Genomic DNA, 26,322 nt, shown 5'->3' with positions numbered 1-26,322 from the left:
CTCTCCTCATATGGAGTGTACCCATTCATGGTTTATATGTCAAGATGTATAGACCAGATAGATTGAAGGGGGAGAGGATGGTGGGGGGAAGAGCTAGCGTGTTGGGGGAGCTGTCTCTTGGGCGCTGGTGGGGGGGGGTGAGGAGATGGGGGTGGGATGGGAAGCCTGGAGGTGGCTGAGGCGCAGCAGGGCGACGAGCAAATCGCCGATGGCGGGCAAAGGATCGGTCAAAGAAAAGACAGAGAAGGTTGTGGGGCCGAGCAGTGAACGGAGGTAAGCGAGAGGGCTGGTGAGGCCGGCACGTATCTCCTGGAGGCCGGCGGGCAGGTCGGTCAGGAGGCGCAGCCAGCGAACGCCGTAGCGAACAGGGCCAGGGGGATGGGCGGTCTGGCCGGTGGCCTGGCAATACTGCAGATAGGGCAGGTCCAGGCCGCAGGCCACGCAGAGCGAGTGCCAGCCCCAAGGCCGCAGATTGATATCGAGCAGCTTGTAGAGGCCATCGCGGGGATCGAGCTTAAACTCGACCTCGATCATGCCGCTTGCGCCCATGAAGCGGAGGAGCTTCTCGGCTAAAGGGTAGAGGGCCGGGACCTCGACAGCCTCTACGAAGCTAGAGCCAAGGCCATAATCGATTGGATATTGGCGGCGGCGGCGGGCGGTCAACGCATAGAGGAGCTGGCCGTTCTCACAGAAAGCGCCCAGCGAATACTGAAGCTGGCCTCCACCGGGGATAAGCTCCTGAAGCAAGATCTCATCGGCCTCCAGGACTGTGCGGGCCTGGCGATAGGCGCTTAGCAGCTCAGCGTGGCTTCGTGCTTCCAGGGCCTTCAGGCGCAACGTATATTGCAGATGGACCGAGATGGCCGGCTTCACGATCACAGGAAACTGGAGGTCGAGGTCTAGCAGGGCCTGCTCATCGGTGGGGTACCACGTGCGTGGGGCGGGGACCTCCAGCTCCTGAGCCATGCGATAAGTCAGGCGTTTATCGAGGGCCCAGCGAGCCACCTCCCAGGGTGGAGTTGTGAGCCGATAAAGGCGAGCCAGCTTCGTATGGTGGCGGCTAATCAGCTCGACAGCCTCATCCTGCATAGGGAAGAGGACTGCGCCCTGCAGGTTGCTAGTGGGACCGGATGAGAGCAAGAACGTCAACAGCGCCTCATCGCCGAGAGAGCCGGACCAGCGAATGCGCCGGCGCGTATAGCGTGAGAACCAGGCTGAGCGCGGTACGGCATCGAGCACCGTGCAAGCGATGCCCCGGCGGCCCAAGCGGCGAGCAACTCCCAGAGCTTTGAAATCGCTTCCCAGGATCAGGGCGGGGGGGAGCCTCTTCTCCCCCCTCTCAGCAGCTCTATCAGGCATCAGCGTATCTACCGACCTAGAATAGCGCGCCGGCCAGCTTCAGGAACAGACACTGAACCGAGGCTAGACGAAGCGGCGGTCGCGCTGGACGCAGCGCAAGATCTGGCGGGCGGGGATTTTCGCCCCGGCCACGAAGCGGCAAATCGGCCCGAAGCTGTGGTTAGCCAGCGCACCAGCGAAGTGGAGGCGGGGGACCGACGACTCAAACCACTCATTGAGCACCGGATAGCCATCCCGTGCCAGAATCTGCGTCCGCAGGGCCTCATCAAGGTACGTCAGCTTATGAATATTCGGGCGATAGCCAGTCCCCAGGAACAGGTGGTCGACCAGGCGTGTACTCCCGTCACTGAGTGCCAGCTCCAGGCGCTCACCGCGAGGAGTGGCCTTCACGACCTCCGCCGTATCTGTGATACGGACATGGCCCTCTACCCGTGGGCGCAGCCACTCTGCCCCAGCTGGTCGGACCGCGCGACGGTCGAGGGCATAGCGTGTCTTCTCCGGGAAGAGGCGGAAGAGCAACGGCGAGGCGACCAGCCAGTTGAGACCCGGGGGTCCGACATCGCTGGGGGGATAGAAGATGCGGCGGGCGGGACCGGTGCGGTGGTAAAGCGCGCGGTTAATCCAAATCACTGGGCCGCGAGCGATCAGCTCCACGCTGGCGCCGGCCTCGTGGAGCAGGGCAGCGCACTCCAGGGCGCTCTGGCCGCGTCCAACCACAACTACCTCGCGGTTCGCAAAGTTGGAGAAATCGCGATGGGCCTGCGTATGGGAAGCTAGCTCGGGCGGCAGGTGACGAGCGAACTCAGGCACGTAGCAGAATGGGGCGATCCCGCTGGCGACCACAACGCGCCTCGCCTTCAGAGAGCGGCCATCTGCCAGCTCAATCGCGAATGTTTCGCCCTCGCGGGCCAGCCTGGTGATATACGTCGGGTCTACATCGGGAACTGCCTGGCGCTGAAACCAGCAGCAATAGTTTAGAAAGAGCGTGATCGGCAGCGGCTCCTGACGTGGCGTGCCAGTAGCGGCGCAATAGCCATCCAGGCTATAGCGGCCATCCGGGTCGAAGAGTGTCGAAGCGCTCCAGACCGACTTCAGGTGAAAGCCAGTGGGCATTTGCTGCCAAAACTCCATGGTGCGGCCAAAGACCAGGGTGGGCTGGTCGCGCCCCCTGAGGTAAGCGCCGATCGAAAGCCCATATGGTCCGGCGCCGATGACGACTGTGGTGTCGTTGCTCACGCAAGCACCCTCCCTCTCTCGCGGCTGATCGTTGCAGGTCGCCCTGATGGGTGACCCGCTGGCGAGTGCGATCTTAGTGTCTCTAACAGCGTACTGCTCGTGCGTTGGGAAGCGATGTTTCTTCTGGTAAAGAAAATGTCGTGGTGGCGGGGAGGGTTATGCGAATTGGTAGAGGTCGCCACTGGCCCTCTCCCGATTGCGAATATGCACTGGCTGGCCTCTACAGGAACACATTCTTGACCTGAAGGTCAACCGTTCCGCGATCAGCAAGCGCTATGCTTACTGACTGGGCAGGTCCTTTAGTGAAGCAGCAACAACAATGAAGGGGTTGCGGAGAGTCCTATGCAGAGCGCCTGCTCTCCGGACGTTTGGCTGCAATGGCGACCGGGCCGGAGGAAGTATCTGCTCGGAGGAGCTAGTGTCTCTGTCCATGGGGCTGGTAGACGACGCCGAGCGAGAGAGGTGCCTTGATGAAGCTATTGGCGGTGATCCCTTACATGCCCGCTCCAACCTGGGGGGGGGGAGCGCGCAGTTTCTATGTCTTAGAGGCTCTGGCGAGCAAGTATTCTGTTTCGCTGATCGCGCTGAGCCGTGGAGAGGAGTCGCCAGAGGCGGCAAGCCTGGGGCCGCTATTAGAGCGGTTGTGGAGCGTCGACCTGGTCCCCTCCCCGGCCTCACGCTGGAGACGCTGGAGGCAGGCGCTTAACGTGGTGCGGGGAGAGTCAAGCGCCATCGCTGAGCGTTGCCCGCCTGGTTTGCAGGCCGCGCTTGATCGCGCTCTGGCCAAGGATAACTATCAGGCGATCTATGTCGATGGCGCCCTTACTGCTGCTGGTCTGCATCTTCCTGTCTCTCTGCCTCTGCTTATTCTGCAGCACAACCTTGAGTACGAGCTGCTCTATCGCACCTATCTCGCTGAGAAGGGCTGGTTGCGCAGGTGGTATAACAGGCGTGAGTATCGCCTGGTCAAACCGCGCGAGCTGGCGTGCTGTAAGCGGGCGGCTACTGTCTTAGTGGCGAGCGAGCGCGAGCGCCAGCTCTTACAGGAGCTGCTCCCACAGGCTCGTGTTGGAGTTGTCCCCAATGGCGTGGATCTCTCGTTCTTTGCCCCTGCCCGTATGGGTGAGGAGGAGGAAGGGCGACGGATCGTCTTCACCGGCTCGCTGGACTATTATCCCAATGAGCAGGCTGTGCTCTCCTTTGCGCGCCAGTGTTGGCCGCTCATCCGCGAGCGAGTGCCAGGGGCTGAGTGGTGGATTGTAGGGCGCAATCCGCCTCGCTCGGTACAGCGCCTGGCCAGACTGCCCGGGGTAACGGTCACTGGTACAGTGCCCGATGTACGCCCTTATCTGGCCAGGGCCAGCGTTGTGGTGGTTCCCTTGCTCATCGGGAGCGGGACGCGCCTCAAAATTCTAGAAGCGCTGGCAATGCGTAAGGCAGTCGTCTCAACGACGTTAGGAGCTGAGGGCCTGGCTGTGGCCTCTGGTCGCCATTTGTTGCTCGCTGACACCCCTGAAGACTTCGTAAGCGCTGTCGTCTTGCTCTTCGAGGATACCAGGCGCCGGCGGGCCCTGGCTGAGGCTGGTAGGTGCTTGGTGGAGCAAGCCTATTCGTGGGAGAGCTGCCAAGAGCGTCTGGCGGCCCTCCTCTCCGAGGAGGAGCTTCTGGGAAGGACGCCGCTCTCCCCTGGCTCCTGTCTCTAGCCAGATAGCAAGGCCTGGCGATGACCTTCATACATCGCGCAGGCTTGCTGCTGCTGGCTGGATGCTTGGCGCCAGGACGCTCGCCCTCTTACTGACTGGTGGCAGTAGGGGCGGTGGTAAAGATAGCTACCAGGCTAGCACGGGCTAGGAGCAGTGATGATGACGCAGGCAACGCTCTCTCTTTCGCAGACGTGGTCGCCAGCCCTGGCGCAGGAAGCCAGCGAGACCTTCTATCTCATGCCAGAGTGGTTAGAGTTGATCAGCCGTCTCTATGGTTATAAACTGCTGCCGCTGGGACTGCGCAATGAGGCTGGCCAACTCTGCGGCTTTTTGCCACTCTGTCTCGTGCAGAACCGTCCAGGGAGTCGGCGGTTAGTGGCCTTCCCTTTTTCGGATTACTGCCCGCTGCTGGCTGACAGTGCTGAGCATGCTCAGATCCTGCTCGATCAGGCTCTGGCGCTGGCCGCGGAGCAGAAAGCAGACTGCCTGGAGCTGCGCTGTGGCCCCAATGAGTTGCTGCAGGCGGATAGCCGCTTTGTGGCCAGCGATCTCTACGTGCGCTGGCTACTCCCGCTCGCGCAGGATGCTCAAATGATGTGGACCCAGTTGCGGAAGCCAGTACAGCGGCAAGTGCGCAAAGCGGCCCAGTTAGGAGTCCAGGTACGGCTGGCAGAGCGCCGCGACGAGATGCTGAGCTATTATCAGCTCCATCTGCGCACACGCTGTAAGAAACACGGGTTGCCCGCTCAGCCACGACGCTTCTTTCTGGAGCTGTGGGAGACTTTCGCGCCCAGCGGACGGTTACAGCTATGGTTGGCGGAGTATGAGGGGCAGCCGATCGCTGGGATGATCTTCCTGGCGGCGAGTGGAACGCTGCGCTATGCCTATGGAGCTTCACACGAACGCTACCTGCAGCTGGCACCCAATAACCTGTTGATGTGGCAGGCGATTGAGCAGGCATGCAAAGAGGGCTTCAGGGTCTTGGATCTTGGGCGCACGGCCTGTGCGAATCAGGGTTTGATGGAGTTTAAGCGCCGCTGGGGAGCGGAGAAAGTGCCGCTGCCCTATTATTATTATCCGCACCGGGCCGGTCCGGTCAGCACCTCCGAGGAGAGCCGTGGCTATCGTCTCGTGACAAGCTGCTGGCGATTACTGCCTCTCCAGGTGAGCGGTCCCCTCGGAGGGCTGCTCTATCGTTATCTGGGATAGGCGAGCAGGAAGCGACGCAATAGCCAACTCAGTGCAGGCTGATCCATCGGCGGCGCAGCGCGCCGGTCACCCGCGATCTAAGTGAAGACAGGTGGGAAGGGCAAACAGAGGTGCCAGGAGACAGATTGAGCGAGGCATTGCGCCGTCCTGCTCCTCTATTTGCCCGACTAGTGTTGAGCGTTCCCGACTGGCTTTGTGGTCATGACGCGAGTGCTCTCCCGGCGTTTGTGATCGACGAGCCGCGGAGCTCGTTGGCCCAGAGGGTCATCGCACGCTCGACCGCCTGGTGAGAGACCGGAAGAAAGGCGGGGCGAGGCAGCAGTGACGAGCATCCCATGTCAGACGAGCCTGGCACTCAGCCAGAGGCTCGCTGGGCATGCTCTGATGTGCTAGCCGTGGCCTCGGCCTTCTCAGGGTGGCGTACCAGCGTATAGCCCACCCCCGGTACGGTGAGTATGTAGCGCGGATTAGCCGGGTCCGGTTCGATTTTCTGCCGGAGATGGTGGATATGGGCCTTGATCAGGCTGGCATCGCCGTCGTTCCCAAAACCCCAGATATGGGCCACAATCTGGCCCGCTGTACAGACGTTATTGGCATTGACTCCTAGCAGATGCAGTAGCTTACTCTCGGTGGGTGTGAGATGCACCGTTTTGCCAAAGATGCGGGCTTCGTTGTGGAGAGAGTCGATGGAGAGAGGGCCAACGGTGATGACAGCAGGAGGACGTAAGAGTAGCGTTGAACGCCCTCGCCGACTGACAGCTCGGATGCGCGCCAGCAGCTGGGCCGGGAAGAAAGGCTTGCGCAGATAATCATCCGCACCTCCCTCCAAACACTGAACCTCATCGTGTACGTCCCGCTCTTGAGAGATGACTAGCACAAGGGCATCGTGCCGCGTACGCATCTCGCGGCACATGGCGAGAGCATCGGTGTCTTTGAGTGCCGTATCCAGAATCACCAGGTCTGGTTTGTGCTCTTCCCACTCACGACGCGCCTGCTCACCGGAGTACGCGCGTCGCACCTCATGCCCCAGTGTCTTTAACCAGCCTGTCAACATTTCAACAAGATCACGGTCTTCATCAACAATAAGCAATTTCATCAAAATACCCCATTCTCATAGCTGCCGATACTCTACCGGATTTCGTATAGTAGAAGATTTTGCCTTCTCGGGAACGCTCAACTCTCTAGTATTAAAACACAATGACCTGCAGGTTTACAACTCCTCAATTGAAGTATTCTGAAAAGCATGAACTTGTCAATAATTACTGCTCATCCCTTACTTGAGGTCCCTCAAATGAAGTATGAGAGGCAGCCTGAGTGCGATTGCTGGCTCCAAGCTTCCGCAGAATATGCTGGACATGCTTCCCTACTGTGTAAGGAGAGATCGAGAGGCGGGCAGCGATCTGCTTATTGCTCAGGCCGAGTCGCAGGAGGCGGAGAATCTTCTGCTCCTGCTCGGTGAGATGAGGCCGGGCTGCTGGCCTGTGGAATTCTGTGGAAGCTTGCTCGAAGCGGCCATGAGGCTGGTCGGCCTGAGTCTGCTCTGAGGTGAGGGCTGGGCCTGTGGAGGTGGTTGTCGTAGACAGGGTAGCGGCCAGGCGGTAGCACTCCCAGACCAGCAGGCGGATAGCCGCGCTAGCTACCTGGGGGGCCAGGGCCAGCTCTCCCTTGCGCAGTCCTTCCAGGCAGGCGAGCACCTGGTGGCCCGGGGTATCCTTGGTCAGGTAGCCACTGGCACCGTTGAGCAAGGCGCGCAGGAGCAATTCTTCGTTGATGTTGGAGGCGAGCAAAACCACATGAGGGGGGGAAGGCATTTCATTCAGGCGGCGTGTCAGTTCGATGCAATCGCCATCGGCCAACGTGCAATCGATGAGAACCGTATCCACGGCGGTCGTCGCTACTGTTGCTAGCAGAGCGGCGCAAGAATTCACCTCCGCCAGCACTTCGAACCCCTCGCTGGTTGCCAGCAGGCTGTGTAGCCCGCGGCAGAAGATATCAGCTTCATGAGCGATGACTACGCGCTGAGTCCTCCTGTAAGCAGGCAACTGCTGTCTATCTTGAGACGGCATACGCTCATCCTTTTCCTCGTGGCTCTAGCTTGTGCCATTTCGTTAACCCCCTAAGTATGGACGTAGTAGATCGAAATTTTTTACAGATGAAGTAGCTAGTGAGTACTCTTGCTGACTTAAGAACCGGAAGTACCAGATGATACCAGCATGTAGCACTTTCTAAAGTGTTGGCTGGGGGTTTAGGCAAATGATCATCTGAAACGCTGGCCAGGAAAGACGCGCCTGTTGTGCTCTGGCGCGTCTTTGAACGGACTCGCTGGTCCTGGTTCTCTTCTGTTCTCTCCTCCCTTTCTCCTTTGCTTCAATCTGCTTCAGGGGCCTTCACAGCGCTATCCTGTGGTGTGGGCTGGGCCTCGGGCCTAATTTGGCGAGAGACGGCTGGCGCGGGCGACCTCGACGATGCGGAGGAAGAAGTCCTGGATTGTAACCGAATCGATATCGCTGCTGATGGCCAGGGCGGCGCGATAGTGGGCGGGCCAGGGAGCAAAAGAGAGCAAAGGGGCCGACAGCCCTTCGATCTGGGCGACGAGCTGGCGGCGCTGCTCCCGCTGCTCCCTGGGGGATGCACCCAGGCCGGCGGGCAAATCCAGAAAAAGGCTGTAGTTGGTGCCCTCCTCGGGGCTGGCGCGAGTCACAGCGTAGCCTTGCTCCTGGAGAAAGGCCATGACCGCTGGTGGAGTCACTGGCGAGAGGGCGATGGCGGGGCAGCGTTCGGCCTCAACAAGCCACTCTTGTTGTTGTAGTCCTCCTGGGGTCCGTTGCTCGCTGGTGTCTGCGCTGGAGCGAGCGAGCACTGTGAGCTGCCGGGTCTTGACATGGGCACGTGGAGAACTGAGCAGGCGGACCTGCCAGCGTTGGGGGCCGGCGGCATTGAAGTCAAAGCGGAAGTGGCAGCGCTCGCGCCACCAGCGAGCAATCTCCTCCAGGCGGGCGATCCAGACTGGTTCCGGCTGGCTGGTGGCGTAGTCGAGCAGGCCACGGAGCGCGGCCTGGCAGAGCAAACCACGCTCTGGGTGAAGATTGAGTACGTACAGACCACCCAGGGCGTAGATGCGTGCCATGATCTCGGACCAGAGAGCGGCGATGCGTTGTGGATCAGTGATGCGCAGGCGGTCGAAGAGCATTTCATCATCGGGGATACTGGTGGGCAGGCGCACCAGTGCACCCTCGCAGTGTGGGCGCAGGTCATAGATGCTCGGGGGCACGGCCTGAAACAAGTGCAGAGATTTCTCGTAGCCACTGCGCAGCAGGGGCGAGAGGGTTTTCAGGTCGATGACATCGTGAATGACCGCCTCGTTGCTTTCATAGGTGAAGCCCAGCGAGGCGAAGATCTCCAGTGCCTCTTCTGTCCAGCCAAGGTAAGGGTTGCGAAAGCCGGCAAAGGAGATCTGGCTATGGCTGAAGATGGTGATGGCCAGCTGGGTCTGACGCTCCTGCTCCTGGCGGGTCAAGGTGCGATAATCGTTGTGAACGTAGCCGTGAATCCCGATTTCGGCGCCACTGGCGGCGATCCGACGCAGCAAGGGAACGTGGCGACGCAGCACCACAGCAGGGATAAAGAAGGTAGGATACGCCCCGTACAGACGCAGGGTTGCCACCAGGGCTTGCAAGGCGTGGGCGGTGCGCTGTTCTGTCAGGCCAAAGCGAGCGAAGACCGTCCATAGGCGGCGCAAAAAATTATGCGGGCCCTTCGTGCGCAGAGAAAAGGCGACCAGATTCATGGCAGCTGTGCTTCCTTCCCTGATTCAGTGCGCTTGGTTCAAAAGAGTCTGGCAAGTGCTCTGCCCTACTGCTCTGACCTAGCTGGCCGGGCTGACCGCTGTCAGGGGCTGGTGCGTTTGGTGTTCGCGTTCCAGTTCCTGCTGAGCTGCTGCCAGAATGCGAACGACCTCTAGTCCGACCTGGCCATTCGCTCGCGGTTGCTTCCCTGTGCGGATTGCCTCGGCGAAGTCCTCGCACTCCAGGCGCAGCGGCTCGACCCAGTCGATGTGAGGGATGGTAATTTCGCCATTGCGGTAGGAAACGATTGGATCGGCGTGTACATCGGCCCCTTTGTTATAGATCTTCAGCATCTCAGCGGGGTTTGTATCGTCATAGACTGCCATGCGCTGGTCGCCGATGACAGTGACCCGGCGGATCTTGCAGGGATGGAGCCAGCTCACATGAATATGGGCCGTCATGCCGCTGGCGAAAGTCAGATCGAGGTGAGCAATATCTGGAATACGCGGTTGGATATGGGCATGGGCTTGCACACGCACCTCCGCCGGCTTCTCACTGAGCAGGTAGAGCAAAATAGAGATATCGTGAGGAGCGAGATCCCAGATGACGTTTGTATCCTGGCGGAAGAGGCCCAGATTCACACGGATCGCCTCGAAGCAATAGATCCTACCCAGGTCATTATTGCGGATCAGCTTGCGCAGCTCGTTGACTGCTGGGCTGTACTCAAAGGTATGGCCGACCATCAAGATGCGCTGTCGCTCCCGGGCCAGGTTGACCAGCTCCTCGGCCTCGGCCACGCTCGCGGTCAGCGGCTTCTCGACCAGCACATGTTTGTCGTGTTGGAGGGCGGCGCGGGCAAAAGCGTAGTGGGTGCTCACCGGAGTAGCAACGACGACGGCGTCCACGTCGGAACGATAGATCTCCTCAACGGAGGTGGTAAAACGGGCCCGAGGGTGATGGCGCAGAGCGGGCGAGAACTGGCACGCGGGATTGCTATCGGCAATCAAGGTAACGCTTGCGTACGGAAGCGATTCAAGGTTGCGTGCCAGCCTGGGACCCCAATAGCCCCAGCCGATGATGGCGAAGCGCAGTGTTTCCATAACAGTCTACCTCTTCCATTCCATAAGCCATAGCTCTGGCCAATGACGATCAGTCGACAGGTGGGCCAGGCAGGATTACCTTTGCCAGCACGATGGTGAGACTGTCCGCGAGCTGGCAGCCTGGACCAGCTCGCGGCCCAGATAAGCAACGGTCTGACTCCCCGATCTGGCGGCCCATAACGTCCTGGGTCACCACATAGCAGGGAGGCCCGGCAGAGGCCGGCAGAGCGACCGACCGAGGGCGGTTGACCTGCTCACCGCCTCTGAGCCTAGCCAGGGGCCGCCCAAACAGCCTAGTGCCTAGCGGTCAGATACAGGCGTGCACAGCGTCAGGCTTTTGTTGATTGTCTCCACCACATAAGTCAGCTGCTGTTCCGTGAGCTCGGGATACATTGGCAGCGAGACAATACGAGCAGCGCAGGCCTCGGTTTGGGGGAGGGCCCCACGTTGATAGCCGAGATAGGCGCAGGCCGGCTGCAGATGCAAAGGAATCGGATAGTGGATGCCGGTACTGATGCCAGCCTGCTCCAGCAGGTGACGGAATTGATCGCGCTGTTCAACCTGGATCACATAGTAGCAATAGACATGGGTAGCCCAAGCCCTCGTCACCGGCAAGACTGCCGCTGCCATGCGCAGCTGCTCGCTGTAGAAGCGAGCGTGAGACTGGCGAGCTGCGTTCCAACGTTCCAGATAGCGCAGCTTGGTGAGCAGCACGGCGGCCTGCAGCTCATCGAGGCGGGCATTCCAGCCCACCAGTTCATGGTGATAGCGAACGCGCGAGCCGTGATCGCGCAGCATGCGCAGGCGCTCCGCCAGTGCGGCGTCGTTGGTGACACAGATACCGGCCTCGCCATAGGCGCCCAGGTTTTTACTGTAGTAGAGACTGAAACAGCCAATATCGCCCAGGCTGCCGACGCGGCGACCCTGGTAAGTTGCCCCGTGGGCCTGTGAAGCATCCTCGATGACTCGCAGCCCGGCGCGGCGCGCGATAGCCAGCAGCGGCTCCATTTCAGCGGGATGACCATAGAGGTGCACGGGCAGCAGCGCGCGCGTGCGAGGCGTCAACGCAGCACTGACCTGCGCGGGATCGAGCGTGTACGTTTGGGGGTCGATGTCCACAAAGACCGGCCTGGCCCCGACCTGTGCGATCGCCTCGATGGTAGCGATAAACGTATTGGCCACAGTGATCACCTCATCACCGGGGCCAATGCCACAGGCGCGCAGAGCCAGCGTCAAGGCATCAGTGCCCGATGAGACGCCGATGCCATAGCGGCAGCCGCAGTAAGCGGCAAAAGCCTCCTCGAAGGCGCGAGTACGCGGCCCAATGAATAGCTCCATGTCGGCCAGGACCTCATCCAGAGCAGCCCGGACCTCCTCTTTGATTGTCTGATACTGTGCCTGCAGGTCCACGAGTGGTATGCGCATAGAAAGCCAGCCTCCTGCAAGAGCCGTGGTGGCAGCTACCATAGCGAGCGCGCTGAAAAGTGGGGTGCTTGCCGCCGCCAGGAGAGGTGGCTGCCCAGCTCTTTTCAAGAAGCACAATAGCACCCACCGGTTTTTGCCTGATGCTTATGCGGGTTGAAATGCGGTGATGCCGAGAGGCCGCACCGGCTATCGCCTGGCGTTAAAAGTGAAGTGGAAGGAGCGACAAAGTGCTGAACTGACGAGGATGGAGAAAATAAGCGGGATGTAGCGAAAGGCTCGGGCGTCGTTGATCGCGCTCAAGGCGCCTGATCGCCAGGCGCAGTGAGGAAGGAGGAACAAGCACTGGGAAGACGGTACAAGAGGTGATCTCCTCGAGCAGGGCATAAAAAGCGGCATCGCCCGGGCGAGCCAGGGCCACGGTGACCACGCCCTGAGCGAGGCCGATCACCAGACACTGGTAGCGTCTGGCCACTGGCAGGGGCAGCCAGCCGCGGTAGCGCAGAGGGATATACCTCAGCGAAGAGAGGCGTGGGAGAGGTCCCTGGCGAACGAGATAGGCCATCTCTTTCAGTGTCCCCATGCTGGCAACGCTCTCTTTTTCGCATAATGGAGTGTCGCTAGCCGATTGCCTGGCTATGTGCTCCTCTTGTCTCTGCTGCGTGACCTCCTCCCGACTTGTGTGGCTATGCTGATTATGCCTGGCGGCTGGGCTATACATGCCAGAGGCATCCTGTTACGAAGCTTCTCGGTAAACGACGAACGCGGTAGCGAGTTCCTGCATTTTCACTCCAAGTGTAGTTTGCTGTTGTGCTGATGAGATGTTGATTTGGAAAAAGATATGGTGTTGTCTCTTCCAGTTGTGTAAAGACTCCGTTGTTTCGGAGGTGACAGGGAGCAGGGCTGGTGAGGATGAACAGCGGCTGAGCTGGAGACGAAGAAGTACTTGCGGGACCTGGAGGGAGGAAGGCAGGGACCGTAAGAATGCTCTTGCAAATGCGAGGGGATGGGGATAGAGTAAAAAAATAATCACTTTCCTCAACGCTGCGAGGGGATCATTGCAAGCCAAAAGCAGCAGTGCACAGCTATGAGCATGTCTTCCGAGCGGCTGGTGTTCCGTCTTTTGGGTGTTCCCGAGGTACGTATCGCCGGTCTACCGTTGGTGTTGCATCATCAGAAGGCGCAGGCGCTCCTCTACTATCTGGCGGCCTCTGAAGGCCCTCAGCCGCGCGAGCACCTGGCAGCCTTGTTATGGAGCGAGGTGCCCGAAGATAATGCCCGCCATTCGCTGCGCTCCAATCTGTATGTCATTCGTCGGACCCTCCAATCGTATGGCATGGCCGGGGCGCTGGTGGTTGATGGCCCTTATGTCTCTCTGGCCGAGCCACTGCTGGTCTGTGACGTGCGGCGTTTCCGGCAGCTCTTGCTGGAGGGCAGCAGACAGGCTCTGGTGGAGGCAGTACAGCTGTACCGCGGGCGACTCTTGCAGGGCTTTACGCTCAATGGAGCCCCGCTCTTCGATGAGTGGTTGCAGATGGAAGAGGCGGCTCTGAGCCGGGCCTATCTGACGGCGTTGAGCCGCCTGGCAGCTTATGCTGAGCAAGCAGGGCGCTGGGAGGAGGCCATTGAATACCTGCAGCGTCTGGTTCGCGAAGATCCCTTCTCCGAGGCTGATCAACGCCGGCTGATTGAGTTGTCTCTGCGCTGTGGCTCTCTCGGGCGGGCCTGGCTGCAATATACGCAATACGAGAGATTTTTGCAGCAGGAACTCGGTCTTTCGCCACCGGCTGATCTGCAGGAGCGCATGAGAGAGGCTTTGACAAACCGCCGGGCTGCTGCTGCCTGTGACGGTGGTCGAGCCGGGGGAAGATGCTCTGGCTCCAATGGGCCTGGCGGGCAGATGCTGCCTTTTGTTGGGCGAGAGGAGCCGCTTGACCATCTACTGCAGCTGGCTGCGCAGGTGGCGAGAACGGGTCAGGGAGCAACGGTCTTGATTCAGGGCGAGGATGGCAGCGGCAAGACCCGGCTATTGGATGAGCTGATGGCGCGGCTCGAATCGCTCTCAGTGGATTGGATCATGCTGCGAGGGACCTGTTCGCCGTTTGATGAATTGCTGGCTTACGGCCCTTTTTGGGAAGCTTTGCAAGGACTCGGCTTAGATCCTCTCGCTGAGACGCTGGTGTCGGCCTCTCCCTCCCTTGGGAGCGCTCTGCCGGAGGAGCAGGGTCGCTTGATGTGGTCGCTCTGGCAGACGCTACGGACCCTGGCGCGCACGGCTCCCTTGCTTCTGGCGATCGACGATCTCCATTGGGCCAATAGCTCGACGCTCCAGCTTTTTGGCTTTCTGGCCCTGCGTGCTCACCAGCTTCCTATCCTACTCATTGGAACGAGCGCTTCGGTTGAGCTGGTTCCAGCTTTGCAACGATTGCTGACACTCGGACGACGGCATGGGTATGTCCAGGTGCTCTCGCTGGCGCCTTTGACTCCGGAGGTGGTGACCGCCCTGGTGGAAGCTCTGCGCATTGTGACTTTGCCGGGGGCCTCCACCTTCCCGGCATGGTTATACGAGCGCTCGGGGGGCAGCCCGTTTATCTTGCTGGAGCTGCTGCGTCAGCTGCAGGCCGATGGGGTCCTGAGCGAAAGTGCTGGGGAAAGGCGGCTAGACGTGCGGCGCTGGCTGCGCTGGCGAGTTATGCATGCGCTCCCAGAGACCGCCTATGATTTAGTGCTCTGGCGCCTGATCGATCTCGATACTGAGGTCCGCCTGCTGCTGGAAATTCTGGCAATTGCCAATCAACCCCTGCCGCTGGCTCTTTTGCAAGAGATGCCAGAAATGCATAATTTGCCTCTCATGTCTATCGTGGATCAGCTACTCTGGCGTGGTTTGCTTAGGGAGACGGCTTCAGGCTGCTATGGTCTCTCGCATGCTCTCTTGCGTGAGGCGGTCATGCATCGCCTGAGCCAGGTGCGGGTGCAGCAGATTCACCGCGAGTTGGCGGCCATGCTGGAGCGATGTCCGGCGCTGCAGCAGGATGTTCCGCGGCGGCAAATTGCTCTGCATGCGGTGATGGGGGGCGACAGCGAGCGAGCCCGGCGCTATGGATTGCAGATTCTGGATGAGCTGGCGCGCGAAAACGTCAGCACGGAGGTGGCTCTCTTCTTACAACAGCTCTACGACCTGGTAGCACCTGCAGCAGCCCTGGAGGAGGAGCTGCGCCTGACGATGGCGCTGGGGCAGGTCTACCGCGCCTTGGGACAGCTCCAGCAGGCGGCTGACTGGTACCGGCGCTACTTGACGCTGGCCCGCCAGCTGAATGATCGGGCGGCCTGCAAGAGCGCCTATTTCGAGCTGGGGGAGTTGGCCCTGATGATGAACGATTATCGCGAAGCCATTGCATGCGCTGAAGCCGGGTTGGCAGTGCCTGATTCGCCCCGGGAAGACGAGCGGCAGACGCTATTTGCCGCTGGTCAGCGCCTGCTGGGTGCGGCGCTGGCGATGGAGGGCAGCGATCTGGTGGTCGCCGAGGCTCATCTCCAAGAGGCGGCGTATGCGCTCCGTCAGTGTGGCAATCTGGGCGACCTCTGCGCGACTCTCTTTGAGTTAGGCAATATTGCGGCTCAATATGGCCAGCTGCGTCAGGCGCTGCGTTTCTATGGAGAGGCGGCTGAAGCTGCTCGGGCGACTCATAACTATTATTTTCTGGCGCTCTCCTACAATAATGCTGCCTATCATCATCTCCTGCTAGGGGAGCTGGAGGCGGCCAAGGCCGCTTTAGCTGAGGGGCGAAGAATCGCTGAGACCTACGAGCTGTTGGGAGCCTTGCTTCATCTCTCGAGTACGCAGGGGGAGCTGCATCTCTATGTGGGGGAGTGGCGCGCCGCGACCGAGGTCCTGAGTCAAGGGCTGGCGCTGGCTGAAGAGCTGGGCAATCTTGAACGGCAGGCAGGCTATCGTGGGGGCCTGGCCCTCTGTGCGCGCAGTCAAGGGCGTCTGGAGGAGGCGACGGCTCTGCTGGAGGAAGCCCTGGCGCTCATCGATGACTATGGTTATCACCATCTGCGCACACGTCTTCAGCTGTGGCTGGCTGAGATCTGGCTGCTACGTGCTCAACCTGCCGAGGCTGCTCCTTATCTAGAGACAGCCCTGGCCACGGCTCAGCAGCAGCAGCGCCGGTTGCTGGCAATGCGAGCTGCGACTTTATGGGCCTGGTATCGGGCAATGTGTGGGACCTGGGAGGAGGCCGAGCGCCATTTCCGCGAGGCTGCCAGGCTGGCTGAAGAGCTGGATCTGCCGCTGGAGCAAGCCCGCATCCAGGTCCTCCAGGCTCAGGCGGCGCTGCAAGCGGGATCGGCTGCTCTGCGCGCGAAAGCGGTTGTGCTTTTACAAGAGGCGCAGGGCATGCTGGAAAGGTACCAGGCGCGCGGCGACCTGGCTCAGCTGCCGCTGGTCGCGACATTGTAAGCCGGGCCAGGCAATGACGCTGCGTTGACAGCCACCGCTTATGCTAAGTAGTGGCAGCTTGCCAAACGCGCGTGGAGAGCGACTGGCAGATCCTCGTGTTGGCCCGAGCGAGATCGTCGTGGCTCTCCGCGCGCGCTCCAGTGCTCTGCTTCGAGCAAGGCCAGAACGCCAGCGGCCATTGCGGGCGGGTCGCTGGCTGGTTCCCCCAGGGAAGAGGAGCGAAGGAAGTTGCGGACCCCTCTCTAGAAGAGAAGCCTGCTAATTACCACCAAGGTCCTCATACAGCCATTGTTAGCTTCGATTGGCTTTGTTATCTTGTTTCATCCCATTCACCGATTGCAGCTCTGTCTGGCAGGGCAGACTCGGGACGAGAGGCGGTCTGACGCGGGTCTGTCGAAGGCCGCCCAGCGCTCGCTTTTCCTTGGAAAAGGGGCGCTCTCCTGGTCTGCAGATAGTTGATTTCGCAGGTCATCTTTTTTGAGAATATAATATAGCAAGCTGGTAAACACGAGATTGCATTGTCAGGGAAAGAGAGCAATGGCAAAACTTCAGGTCCAAGGAGTTCACCATATTACCTTTGTTGGCTCCAATCGCGAAGCGATCATCGAATTCTACCGAGACTTCCTCGGCATGCCTCTCATCATGGAGCAGCCCAATCTTGATGTACCGGAGGAGACCCATCTCTATTTTGATGCTGGAGATGGGCGCCTGATCACCTTCTTTGTGCGAGCTGACCGGACTAATGATCCGACGCCCAACCCCGAAGGCATTGGAAACCTGCATCATCTGGCCTTCACGGTCTCGCGTGCCACCTATACCCAGGTTGCCCGTCGACTCAACGAGCGTGGCATCTGGAACACAGGCAACATTGACCGCGGCTTTATGGACTCGATCTACTTTCGTGATCCGAACGGGCAGCTGTTAGAGATGGCCTGCTACAAGTTTGAACCGCCGCAGGGCTACACGATTGCCGATGTCCTGGCGATGGCTCACAAGGTGCGTGTAGCGGCGGGGGCGTACAATATTCAAGAGGAGCATCTAGCTGAAGCAATTGCCGAACTCAGTCAGCGACGCGCGCCTGCGACGGTAGAAGAGGGAGCGGAGGCACGCACCCGATGAGTTATGTGGCTGCTTCTGTGATGCAACACACGGGAACCTTCTGGGCCCTCGATCTTGACCGTCCGATCATGGCCAACTCGCCGGCGCGGCTACCGGCTGCCTTCCTGCGAGTGGGTCCGGAGCGGGCTGAGGAGTTGGCAGCGGCGATGAAGGTGGCCAGTTCTGCCGTAGTAGTGGAGCGCTTCGCGCGGGGATGTCACTGTTATGTAGCTTATCTGGAGGAGGGAAAGGTCCTGGCCTCCTATGGCTGGATCTCCTTCAATCATGAAGAAATTGGTGAGCTGGGACTCACGATCCGTCTTCGGCCAGGGAGGGCTTACATCTGGGATTGTGCCACCTTGCCGCCGTACCGTGGCCGGCGGCTCTATCCTGCTCTGCTCATCGCTATGGCCAGAGTATTACAAGAGCAGGGTCTGCGCCGTCTCTGGATAGGGGCTGATGCCAGCAATTATGCCTCGCGGCGAGGCATCGAAGTGGCCGGTTTCCAGGCAGTAGCCGACGTGACGCGCATCGCCGGCGCTGAACTAAAGACGCGCTATCTGCTACGCCCCTGGCCTGGAGCGCCAGAGGAGTGGCTACAGGATCTGAGTCAGTCCCTCTTGCCCAAGGTTGAGCTGGTTGCGCCGCAAGATGAAAGCCAGTCGGCGTGATCAGGGAGCAGGCAAGGCTGAGAGGGGAAAACGAAGGCACTCAACCAGTGAGGGACGCGAAAAAGCAACTGGCATGCGAAAGGAGGGAAAGGTCAATCTGATGCAATTCATCGACCTTTCTCATGCAATCGAGCAGGGAATGACGGTCTTCCCCGGTGATCCAGAGCCATGCATTGAGGTGGTAGAGACTGAACCCCCCTGGCAGGTGTCGCGCCTGGTGTTGGGGACGCATACCGGCACTCATATTGACGCCGCTTCTCATCTGGTGCCGGAAGGAAAGACCATTACGCAGTATCCCCCTGAGCGCTTTCTGCTGACTGGCATTGTGGTGCCCCTGGAGGGATCTGGGGAGGACGCGCCGATCACGGCGGAGGCGCTGCGGTCTCAGTTGGAGGCGCTGCCGGCGGGTGGCGCGGTGCTGCTGCGTACCGGCTGGGATCTCTATTGGAAGAGCGAGCGCTACTTACGCCATCCTTATCTCTCCCCAGAGGCGGCGCAGCTGCTGGTCGAAGCTGGGGCTTCGCTGGTAGGCATCGATGCCCTCAGCGTCGACTCCAGCGTACAGGGTACCCAGCATGCTCATGCTACTTTGCTTGGCAATGATGTGCTCATTGTCGAGAATCTGGCGCGACTGGATCGGCTGGTTAGCGGCGTCGTTTATCAGTACTCCTTCCTGCCCTTGCCGCTGCGTGGCCTTGATGGTTCCCCTGTACGGGCTCTGGCCTGGCGTGCTGCCTCATAAACGCTTGTAGCCCGCCGTGCCTCCTGCCAGCGAGCGACACGGCGGGCCGACCAGACCAGAGGGTATGGCCCGGTTCGGTCTCGACTCCATTCAAGGCGGCTCCGGCCATCGCGGCGTGGCCTACCCGGCGTTGAAGCAGCGGCTACTCTGGGCTTCCCAGAGCTATGATCTTCCCTCAAGATGCTCATTGCAACTCACACGGGGAGAAAACACTCTTTCGCGTTGTGGAGAAAACGGAAAGAAAGGATGGTCTTATCATGGTGGACAGCGCGCGCAGTCATGGCGAAGAAGTGCAAAAGGACGGTTGGCAGCTGCGGCGCGAGGACCTGCGAGGAACGTGGGCCATGCACTGGCAGGCTCAGCAGCCGGAGGGGGAGGAGGCCAGGACGCGACGGGAGCAGGCCCGGCGCTATGGGTTGGAGGCAGCCGCTAGCATCGAGGATCGCTCCCTTACCCTTTTTCGGCGCGAACCCTGGACATTGGGAGGAGGAACGGGGGAGGCTACCTTTCTGCAGGTGCCTTTTCTCCATGATATGCAGCAGCTAAGAGGGCAGGATGTAGTCATTGTCGGCGTGCCCCTGGACAGCGGTACCACCTGCCGCCCAGGGGCACGCTTTGGGCCGGCGGCCATTCGCCGGGCCTCCGCGCTAAGCTACGGCTACAATCCTGAGCGCGGCATTGATCTGCATGCAGCTCTGGTCATGGTTGATGTCGGCGATATTCAGGTCATTCCCTCTCACATCGAGAAAAGTTTCGATCAGATCACAAGCGCTCTCAGCTACATCGTCGGACGGGGTGCCTTTCCCGTCGTCCTTGGCGGCGATCACTCCATCGGCTACGCCACTCTGCGTGGAGTCGCACCACATGTTGAGGGCAAGCTGGGCGTGATCCACTTTGACCGGCACAGCGACCTGAGCGAGCGGACCTACGACGAGCGCATGCATGCCTCGCCTTTCTTTCATGCCACCACCCTGCCGAATGTGCCCCCCACCAACCTGGTGCAGATCGGTATCGGTGGCTGGACTGGCTCCAAGAAAGGCATGCGCCTGGCCCATGAGCGGCAGGCAACCGTGATCACGCTCGACGACATCGATCGCTATGGTATCGAGCGTGTCATGGAGTACGCGCTAGAAGTTGCCTGGAAAGGAGCGAGTGCGGTCTGGCTCTCCTTTGATATTGATGTGGTGGACCCGGCCTTTGCCCCGGGGACAGGAACACCCGAACCAGGGGGACTGCAGCCGCGTGAGGTCTTCAGGATGGTCCGTCTGGCGGCGCGCGAGGGTCTACAGGGCATGGAGCTGGTGGAGGTGGCCCCTCCCTATGATGTGGCCGATCTGACGGCCCTGCTGGCTGGACGAATTATCATGGAGGTCCTGGGGGCTTTGGTCGCCCAGGGTAAACTGGGACGCTGGCCCAAACCAGACGGCCTGCCGCAGGACCGCTAGCTTTCTCGGTTGCCGGCGCCGGGCTTCTCTACAAAGGAGAAGGCAAGGACCCACCATGTCCCTATGACCCCAAGGGCATGGGAAAGATGAATAACTCTTCTGTCGTGAGGAGAGGCGCCCTGGCCTCAACTATAGCTGAGAACCTGAGATCGCCAGGTCCTCGACTGCTGTATCACCTACGAAAAAGGCATGGCATGCTAGCAGAGCTTTTGCTGAAAAATATTTCATAAGCAATGCCTCTTGACAATACGTGACGGTCTTTTTTACCCTCTCAAGAGGGAGTCTGCTACTCTCTCACCGTGCCAGGGCCAGTGAGGGACAACAGGGACGAGCCTTCCTCACGGCTCTACTCTCAAAGGTCTCAGTTGCTTGTATATATACACAATGGATCGAAAACATAGCCATTGTGTAATCCTTCATTCATCGCCCCTCCCAGCGGAAAGGACCTCGCGAGACTATCCCCCAAAGAACAGAGGAAGAGCCAAGCGCAACACGAGTTCCTCGCTTCCTGTGACATGGCTTGCCGCGAGCGACTGGCCTGGCAAGGGAGCCCGAGACGCTGCATACTCGCTTGTTCTCTACAATGATCCCTGGTCTGACCGGTCTCTCGTTACTCCTCTGATTCTTCTTTTTGTCCCTCTTGTTCAGCAGGAAGCCGGCTACACCAGAGTTTGTTGCTCCTTTTATTTCATAAGACAGTTCCCTGTAATGCAGCTTGCAAGGAGTACTCGCTTTATCGAAACGTCCTTGGAAAGGAGCATCAGCATATGCCGACTCGCAGGCAGCTACTCAAAATTGGTGCTGCCCTGGGTTTTGGAGGTCTACTTCCCCTCTCGCTGCCTAGGGCTTCGCGTGTCTCTGCCTCGCTACGTGTTGCCCAGACACCCTTGCCGGGGGCTGAGATCCCGCAGTTTGTCGAGCCGCTACCCACCTTTGCTGGTGCGCGAGTCAGCGGCCCGTATTTTCGGGTGCACATGGTCGAATTTCAGCAGCGCGTTCTGCCGGCTTGTCTCTATGCCCGTCTTCGCCCTCCCTTCAATGCCGGCACCTATGTCTGGGGGTATCAGGTAGACGGGCGTTCGCCGCATTACCCTGGCTATACGGTTGAGGCCCGGCAAGGGATACCCACGATGGTGACCTATGTCAATGCTCTACCGTTAGCGCATCAATCGAAGCTTTTGCCACTCCTTACTGTTGACCAGACCATTCACTGGGCTGATCCATTGGGGCAAATGGGTTCGACCGTGCCTTTTGTAGGGGCTTTTCCGACGGTGGTCCATTTGCATGGTGGCGAAGTTCCTTCCGCCTTTGATGGGGCGCCCGAGGCCTGGTTTACTCCCGACGGGCGGCATGGCAAAGGTTACTGCACTGCTAGGCCGACGGCACCGAATGCCGCGGTCTATTGGTATCCCAACAGGCAGCCAGCGACGACGCTCTGGTTCCACGATCACACGCTGGGCGTGACCCGTTTGACCCTCTTCGCGGGGCTGGAGGCCTTTTATCTGATCCGCGATGCTCACGATACCGGGCGGCCAGACAATCCGCTCGGTCTGCCGGCTGGTGCCCAGGAGATTGAGCTGATGATCCAGGATCGGCAGTTTGACACGCATGGGCAGTTGCTCTTTCCCGATGGGACGCCGCCCAACAATCCCACTGGCCTCAATGGGACGCCTCCCAATCCCTCTATTCATCCTTACTGGATTCCCGAGTTCTTCGGCGATGTCATTGTCGTCAATGGTAAAGCCTGGCCCTATCTGAATGTCCAGCCGCGGCGCTATCGCTTTCGCTTTGTGAATGCGGCCAACGCTCGCTTCTTCCAGATGCGGTTGGTCGATGCCCAGACTCGGGAGCCGGGGCCGATCTTCTGGCAGATTGGCACGGATGGTGGTCTACTTGACAGGCCGGTCAAGCTCAATGATCCTGGTGATCCAGCAGCTCCGAGGCTCTTCCTGGCGCCAGGAGAGCGTGCCGACGTCATCATTGACTTTGCTCCCTATGCCGGTCGCACCCTGCTCCTGGTCAATAGCGCCCCGGCTCCTTTCCCTGATGGTGACCCGCCTGATCCTGCCACTACTGGGCGGATCATGCAGATTCGCGTCTCGTGGCCGCTGGTGAAACCTGACACGACCTATAATCCGGCCAGTGGTTTGCCGCTTCGGGGGAGGTTCAAGCGGCCATCAGCTATCGTGCGCCTGACCGATCCGCAAAGGGGTGTCCTGGCGGCTGGTGTGAGGCTGGCGGTCAGGCGGCAGCTGGTGCTTGTTGAGGTGGAAGGGCCGAGGGGACCTGTTGAGGTGCTGGTTAATAACACCAAGTGGGGGGGAGTACGCGAAGGGAGCAACGAGCCAGTGCTGGGGGCCCAGCTTGATAGGCAGGGACAGGGGGTGTATCTGACTGAGCTGCCGCGTGTAGGGGCGACCGAACTCTGGGAGATCGCGAATCTCACTGAGGACGCTCATCCCATTCACATTCATCTTGTCCAGTTCCAGTTGCTCAATCGCCAGGCCTTGGATGTTGAAGGTTATCGTGCGCGCTACGACTCACTCTTCCCTGGGGGAACCTATAACGGTCTTCGTCCTGATGGTTCCTGGGGGCCGGTCCACTATCCGGAGGGCGTCTTTATTCCGGGCTATGGGCCGCCTTTGCCCTACAGTCAGCCGAATGCCGATGGCGCGCTGGGGGGCAATCCCGATCTCACTCCCTATCTATGTGGCCCGCTGCTGCCTCCTGATCCTGGTGAGGAGGGTTGGAAAGACACGATCAAGATGTATCCTGGCCAGGTCACGCGCCTGGTTGTGCGCTGGGCGCCGATCGCCACGCCGGTCAATGGGGTGCGTCCGGGCCAGAATCTCTATCCCTTTGATCCAACCACAGGGCCGGGTTATGTCTGGCACTGCCACATTCTCGATCACGAAGATAACGAGATGATGCGTCCCTATCTGCCAGTGCCCTAGAGGTGGCTGCTGCTCTCTCGCTAGCGCTCTCAGGCCCGAGCTCTCCTTTCTGGGTGAGAGGCTGGGCAAGGGCCTGAGCTGATTCACCCTCTTGGGCTGTATCAAGAAGAAGAGAGGGAAGGAACGAGAGCAATTCACGGAGGAAGTGGGCGCAATACCCTCGCTCCTTCCCTACCAGGGCCAACTGTGCTCGTTGGGGAAAGGGAGAATGTCTAGCAAGCGTTGTCAACGAGCAGGGGCGTCCTGGTCTGGGCCTGCTCACAGGCCGATGTCAGCATGCTCAGGCTGTGATTGGAACATTCCAGTTCCCGCCGCCATTGTTGTCCCAGTTATTCGCGTCGTCATGGAAGGCGAAATTGATCTGCGTAGCATCGGTCGGCACGCTGATAGTGACCTGCCAGAAGCCGTCGCTGCGCTTTACCAGGGCTGCATCGGGAGGAATATTCTGCCAGCCGTTCTCTCCCCAGCGGATATAGACATGAGTATGTGAGGCCAGCCAGCCGTTATAGTAAATCGTTAGGGCCTTGCCGCGATGGAGCTGATTGGGGTCGTAGTCGACCACCCAGCCGCTATGGGGCTGGTAAGCGTTGGTCACGTAGCGACTGTAGGTGATCGAAGGCAGATCCACCACGCGGTGATTGGCCTGGGAGAAGAGCAAGACGATATACTCGCCCATTGCCCAGTTGAGCGGGTTCATCGACTTTGTCGGGGTCCCGGCTGTATAGCCGCTGGGGGCGGCCACATCCCAAATCTGCTCGGGAATCATGCCCGAGGAATTGGCCGCGGCCATGAGTGCGCTCAGGTAGAGATCGGCGTCGCCGCCGGCAGCGACCGTATAGATCCCGCGCTCAGCCGTCAAGACTGGCCACAGGCGTCCGATGCCCGTACCATTGTAGTTCGAGCCATCGCTATGCTCACCGTAGCCATCATGGTTGTAGCGGAACCAGTAAGGATAGCCATTAATCGTCTCCTTGATGGTGGCATCGACCACAGGCAAAGAGAGCGTAATATAGGGAGAGTTGGCCGGCATCACTCCCAGGCGAACCAGCTCCAGGAAGCCGGCGTCCACAATAGTCCGCTCGTCGTAGGTGCCCCCGCCATTAGCGATCGTCAAGGAGGCTCCATCGTTGGGGTTGCCATTGCCGTCGATGCGCTCGAAGTAGTAGCCGCCGCTCAGCGGGCCAGTGGTTGTGAAGGTCCAGTTTTGGACCATGCCCTGATAATAGTCGGCGGCATTGGTATAGCGCGTTTGATCGCTCGTATCACCATTGATCCGGGCAATATCGGCGGCGCAGAGCAGGCCGGCGATCTCTGCCGCAATCGTTGACGGGCTATAGCCGCTGTTCTCCTCCCAGCGTTCTTGACCGGTGCGCGGGCCATTATTGACGATATAGTCGGCGGCCTTCTTGATGTGGTTCACAAAGGTGCTGTTATCAGTCACTCCGAGCTTCCAGGCCAGGATGATCGGGAAAGCCTGCTCATCCATCTGGATGCCATTCCAGTAGGGTGTCCCATTGACATAGCTATTCTGGGGGAAGTGCCCATCGGCCTGCTGCTGAGTATTAAAGGCCCATTGCACGGCGCGCAGGGCATCTGCGCTATCACCGGCCACGATCAGAGCGCTGGCGATCTTGTACATATCGCGCTCCCAGACCAGGTGATAGCCGGCGTCGCTATCGCCATTGCTGTCGCCCCAAGGGGCGCCCAGACCGGCTACAAAGGCTCCTGTCTGCTTATCCTGAGAGGCCTTCAGCACGTTCGCGGCCAGGTAGTACTCCTGCTGGCGCGCCTGCTGGATCGCCGTTGTGCCGCCAATCGCTGGTGGGCTAGTGAGACTGTTGTCGAAGCTGTTCCACTGTGCTACATAGGTCGCCAGCATATTCGAAGGATCGCTCAGCGTGGCATTGAGTGTCTGCTCGGCGACGGTGGAGGCGGAGGTACTGCCGCTGGTCTGGCCGAAAGAGAGGACGAGGTTAAAGGTGATCGAAGTGGCGGTAGTCGTATTGACGCTGCCGCCGTTTGAGAGATCGAGCAGGCCCGTCTGGGCCGTATTGCCATTGCTGGCCAGGCTATACGTATAATTCATCGTATAGTCTGGGCAAGGGCTGCTGCCACAGTTACTGGAGGCTTTCAGGTCAGTCCAGCCATCATTGACCCCGACAAAGCCTGAGCTGGTCATGCCGGAGACATAGGGGATCGAGGCGGCCAGGGCGCTGGCATAGTTGCCGGTGCTATCGGTTGTCACCAGCATGGTGCGGCCATTATAGGTCTGGGTTGAACTGGTATTATTGTTGCCGGCGTTGTGAATGGCCGGGTTATAGAGGACATAGAGCGAGTAATTGGAGAGGGTGCCGCTGAGAGCAGTGAATGTCACCTGTTGAATCAGTGAATTGCGGCTGGGATCGGTGTAGATGATCTTCGTGATCCGGTAGCGCCCGCTCCTGGCCGTATTTGTCACCTGCCAGGCAAGAGAGTGGGCATTGTAGAGCTGGACAGTAGAGGTTGTGGCGACCTTCTCCTCATCGACCCAGGTATGGCCGCTGTCGCCAATCAGGAACTGTAGATCGGTGGTGTTGGCCGTATCGGCAGTAGGGAAAAAGACCTCGCTGATAATCCCGTTGAAGCCGGTGAACCAGACATCGCTGGTGGTGTTGGCTGCGGTGCCAAGGAAAGCCTTGTTCGAGGGCGACCAGGTAGAGGCGTAGCCCGGCCCGTTGGGAGCTGTGCCGGCTGCTCTCGCCTGGGGGAGGCCGCTGACAAGAAGCAGCGCACAGACAAGCAGGAGCGCCAGCAGGCCAGAGCGCCCGAGGCGCGAAAACCTGGCACAGGCAGCATGCCAGTGCACAGAGTCGGGTGGTGCTGCATCATGCGTGTTGCTGCCCATGAAGTCTCTCCTTTGTTCGGCTTTGACTGGTCGGTTGAAGGGTCGTCGGCGACTCAGGTCGATCAGATAAGCCGCTGCTAGGTCCGTCCTGTGACCTGGAGCGAGGGCAGGCACTCTTTTGCTGCCCTGGCTTACACTCTTCCATTAGTGCAATAACCATGCCAGATTTCTGTGTGACACACATCGACACGGGAGAGACCCGCACAAGTCGTGAGAGAGGCTTGAAAGAGCCAACCACGGGAGACCTTCTCG

17 protein-coding genes are annotated in these 26,322 nt (G+C 59.8%); 8 read left to right on the top strand and 9 right to left on the bottom strand.

The window, feature by feature from the left end; translation table 11 throughout:
* Positions 1-93: 93 nt before the first annotated feature.
* Positions 94-1,359 (bottom strand): carboxylate--amine ligase, encoded by a 1,266-nt coding sequence (locus tag BGC09_RS02550; RefSeq protein ID WP_069801776.1) that lies wholly within the window; start codon positions 1,357-1,359, stop codon positions 94-96.
* Between the two features lie 63 nt (positions 1,360-1,422).
* Positions 1,423-2,595 (bottom strand): FAD-dependent oxidoreductase, encoded by a 1,173-nt coding sequence (locus BGC09_RS02545; protein ID WP_069801774.1) that lies wholly within the window; start codon positions 2,593-2,595, stop codon positions 1,423-1,425.
* 470 nt (positions 2,596-3,065) lie between these two features.
* On the opposite strand from BGC09_RS02545, the gene BGC09_RS02540 reads away from it, so the two are divergent.
* Both BGC09_RS02540 and BGC09_RS02535 read left to right on the top strand, forming a co-directional pair.
* On the top strand, positions 3,066-4,298 hold the full coding sequence (locus BGC09_RS02540) for a glycosyltransferase (protein ID WP_069801772.1): 1,233 nt from the start codon (positions 3,066-3,068) through the stop codon (positions 4,296-4,298).
* 156 nt (positions 4,299-4,454) lie between these two features.
* The gene (locus BGC09_RS02535) at positions 4,455-5,507 is read left to right on the top strand and encodes a lipid II:glycine glycyltransferase FemX (protein ID WP_084657861.1); all 1,053 of its coding nucleotides are present in this window, start codon (positions 4,455-4,457) and stop codon (positions 5,505-5,507) included.
* A 355-nt stretch (positions 5,508-5,862) separates the two neighbouring features.
* Here BGC09_RS02535 and BGC09_RS02530 read toward each other — a convergent pair whose 3' ends face one another.
* The 6 genes from BGC09_RS02530 to BGC09_RS02505 all read right to left on the bottom strand — a co-directional run bounded on the left by BGC09_RS02530 (position 5,863) and on the right by BGC09_RS02505 (position 12,397).
* Positions 5,863-6,603, bottom strand: coding sequence for a response regulator transcription factor (locus BGC09_RS02530; RefSeq protein ID WP_084657860.1), 741 nt, complete (start codon positions 6,601-6,603; stop codon positions 5,863-5,865).
* A 163-nt stretch (positions 6,604-6,766) separates the two neighbouring features.
* Positions 6,767-7,573, bottom strand: a complete 807-nt coding sequence (locus tag BGC09_RS02525; protein ID WP_069801766.1) for a LuxR C-terminal-related transcriptional regulator — start codon at positions 7,571-7,573, stop codon at positions 6,767-6,769.
* A 359-nt stretch (positions 7,574-7,932) separates the two neighbouring features.
* Positions 7,933-9,294, bottom strand: a complete 1,362-nt coding sequence (locus BGC09_RS02520) for a polysaccharide deacetylase family protein (RefSeq protein ID WP_069801764.1) — start codon at positions 9,292-9,294, stop codon at positions 7,933-7,935.
* A gap of 78 nt (positions 9,295-9,372) precedes the next feature.
* A complete protein-coding gene (locus BGC09_RS02515) occupies positions 9,373-10,392 on the bottom strand; it encodes a Gfo/Idh/MocA family protein (protein WP_069801762.1) in 1,020 nt (339 codons plus the stop codon).
* Between the two features lie 300 nt (positions 10,393-10,692).
* On the bottom strand, positions 10,693-11,817 hold the full coding sequence (locus BGC09_RS02510; protein WP_069801760.1) for a DegT/DnrJ/EryC1/StrS family aminotransferase: 1,125 nt from the start codon (positions 11,815-11,817) through the stop codon (positions 10,693-10,695).
* Positions 11,818-12,016: 199 nt separating this feature from the next.
* Positions 12,017-12,397: a GspE/PulE/PilB domain-containing protein gene (locus BGC09_RS02505; protein ID WP_069801758.1), complete on the bottom strand. Its 381-nt coding sequence runs from the start codon at positions 12,395-12,397 to the stop codon at positions 12,017-12,019.
* Positions 12,398-12,901: 504 nt separating this feature from the next.
* Here BGC09_RS02505 and BGC09_RS02500 point away from each other — a divergent pair.
* The 6 genes from BGC09_RS02500 to BGC09_RS02475 all read left to right on the top strand — a co-directional run bounded on the left by BGC09_RS02500 (position 12,902) and on the right by BGC09_RS02475 (position 23,186).
* The gene (locus tag BGC09_RS02500; RefSeq protein WP_069801756.1) at positions 12,902-16,276 is read left to right on the top strand and encodes an ATP-binding protein; all 3,375 of its coding nucleotides are present in this window, start codon (positions 12,902-12,904) and stop codon (positions 16,274-16,276) included.
* A gap of 537 nt (positions 16,277-16,813) precedes the next feature.
* A complete protein-coding gene (locus BGC09_RS02495; protein ID WP_069801754.1) occupies positions 16,814-17,395 on the top strand; it encodes a VOC family protein in 582 nt (193 codons plus the stop codon).
* On the top strand, positions 17,392-18,045 hold the full coding sequence (locus BGC09_RS02490; protein ID WP_069801752.1) for a GNAT family N-acetyltransferase: 654 nt from the start codon (positions 17,392-17,394) through the stop codon (positions 18,043-18,045). The genes BGC09_RS02495 and BGC09_RS02490 overlap by 4 nt, the downstream gene beginning before the upstream one ends.
* A 73-nt stretch (positions 18,046-18,118) precedes the next feature.
* Complete coding sequence (locus BGC09_RS02485; protein WP_218103936.1) at positions 18,119-18,787, top strand: cyclase family protein; 669 nt, start codon at positions 18,119-18,121, stop codon at positions 18,785-18,787.
* A 257-nt stretch (positions 18,788-19,044) separates the two neighbouring features.
* Positions 19,045-20,232, top strand: coding sequence for an agmatinase (gene speB / locus BGC09_RS02480; RefSeq protein WP_084657858.1), 1,188 nt, complete (start codon positions 19,045-19,047; stop codon positions 20,230-20,232).
* Positions 20,233-20,999: 767 nt separating this feature from the next.
* Positions 21,000-23,186, top strand: a complete 2,187-nt coding sequence (locus BGC09_RS02475; RefSeq protein ID WP_069801748.1) for a multicopper oxidase family protein — start codon at positions 21,000-21,002, stop codon at positions 23,184-23,186.
* A 280-nt stretch (positions 23,187-23,466) separates the two neighbouring features.
* On the opposite strand, the gene BGC09_RS02470 is transcribed toward BGC09_RS02475, so the two are convergent.
* Positions 23,467-26,070 (bottom strand): glycoside hydrolase family 15 protein, encoded by a 2,604-nt coding sequence (locus tag BGC09_RS02470; RefSeq protein WP_069801746.1) that lies wholly within the window; start codon positions 26,068-26,070, stop codon positions 23,467-23,469.
* Between the last annotated feature and the right edge of the window lie 252 nt (positions 26,071-26,322).

It is taken from the genome of Thermogemmatispora onikobensis, assembly GCF_001748285.1.
GTDB lineage: Bacteria > Chloroflexota > Ktedonobacteria > Ktedonobacterales > Ktedonobacteraceae > Thermogemmatispora > Thermogemmatispora onikobensis.
Note: the sequence above shows the minus strand (reverse complement) of the source record. Positions and strands in the feature narration are given on the sequence as shown.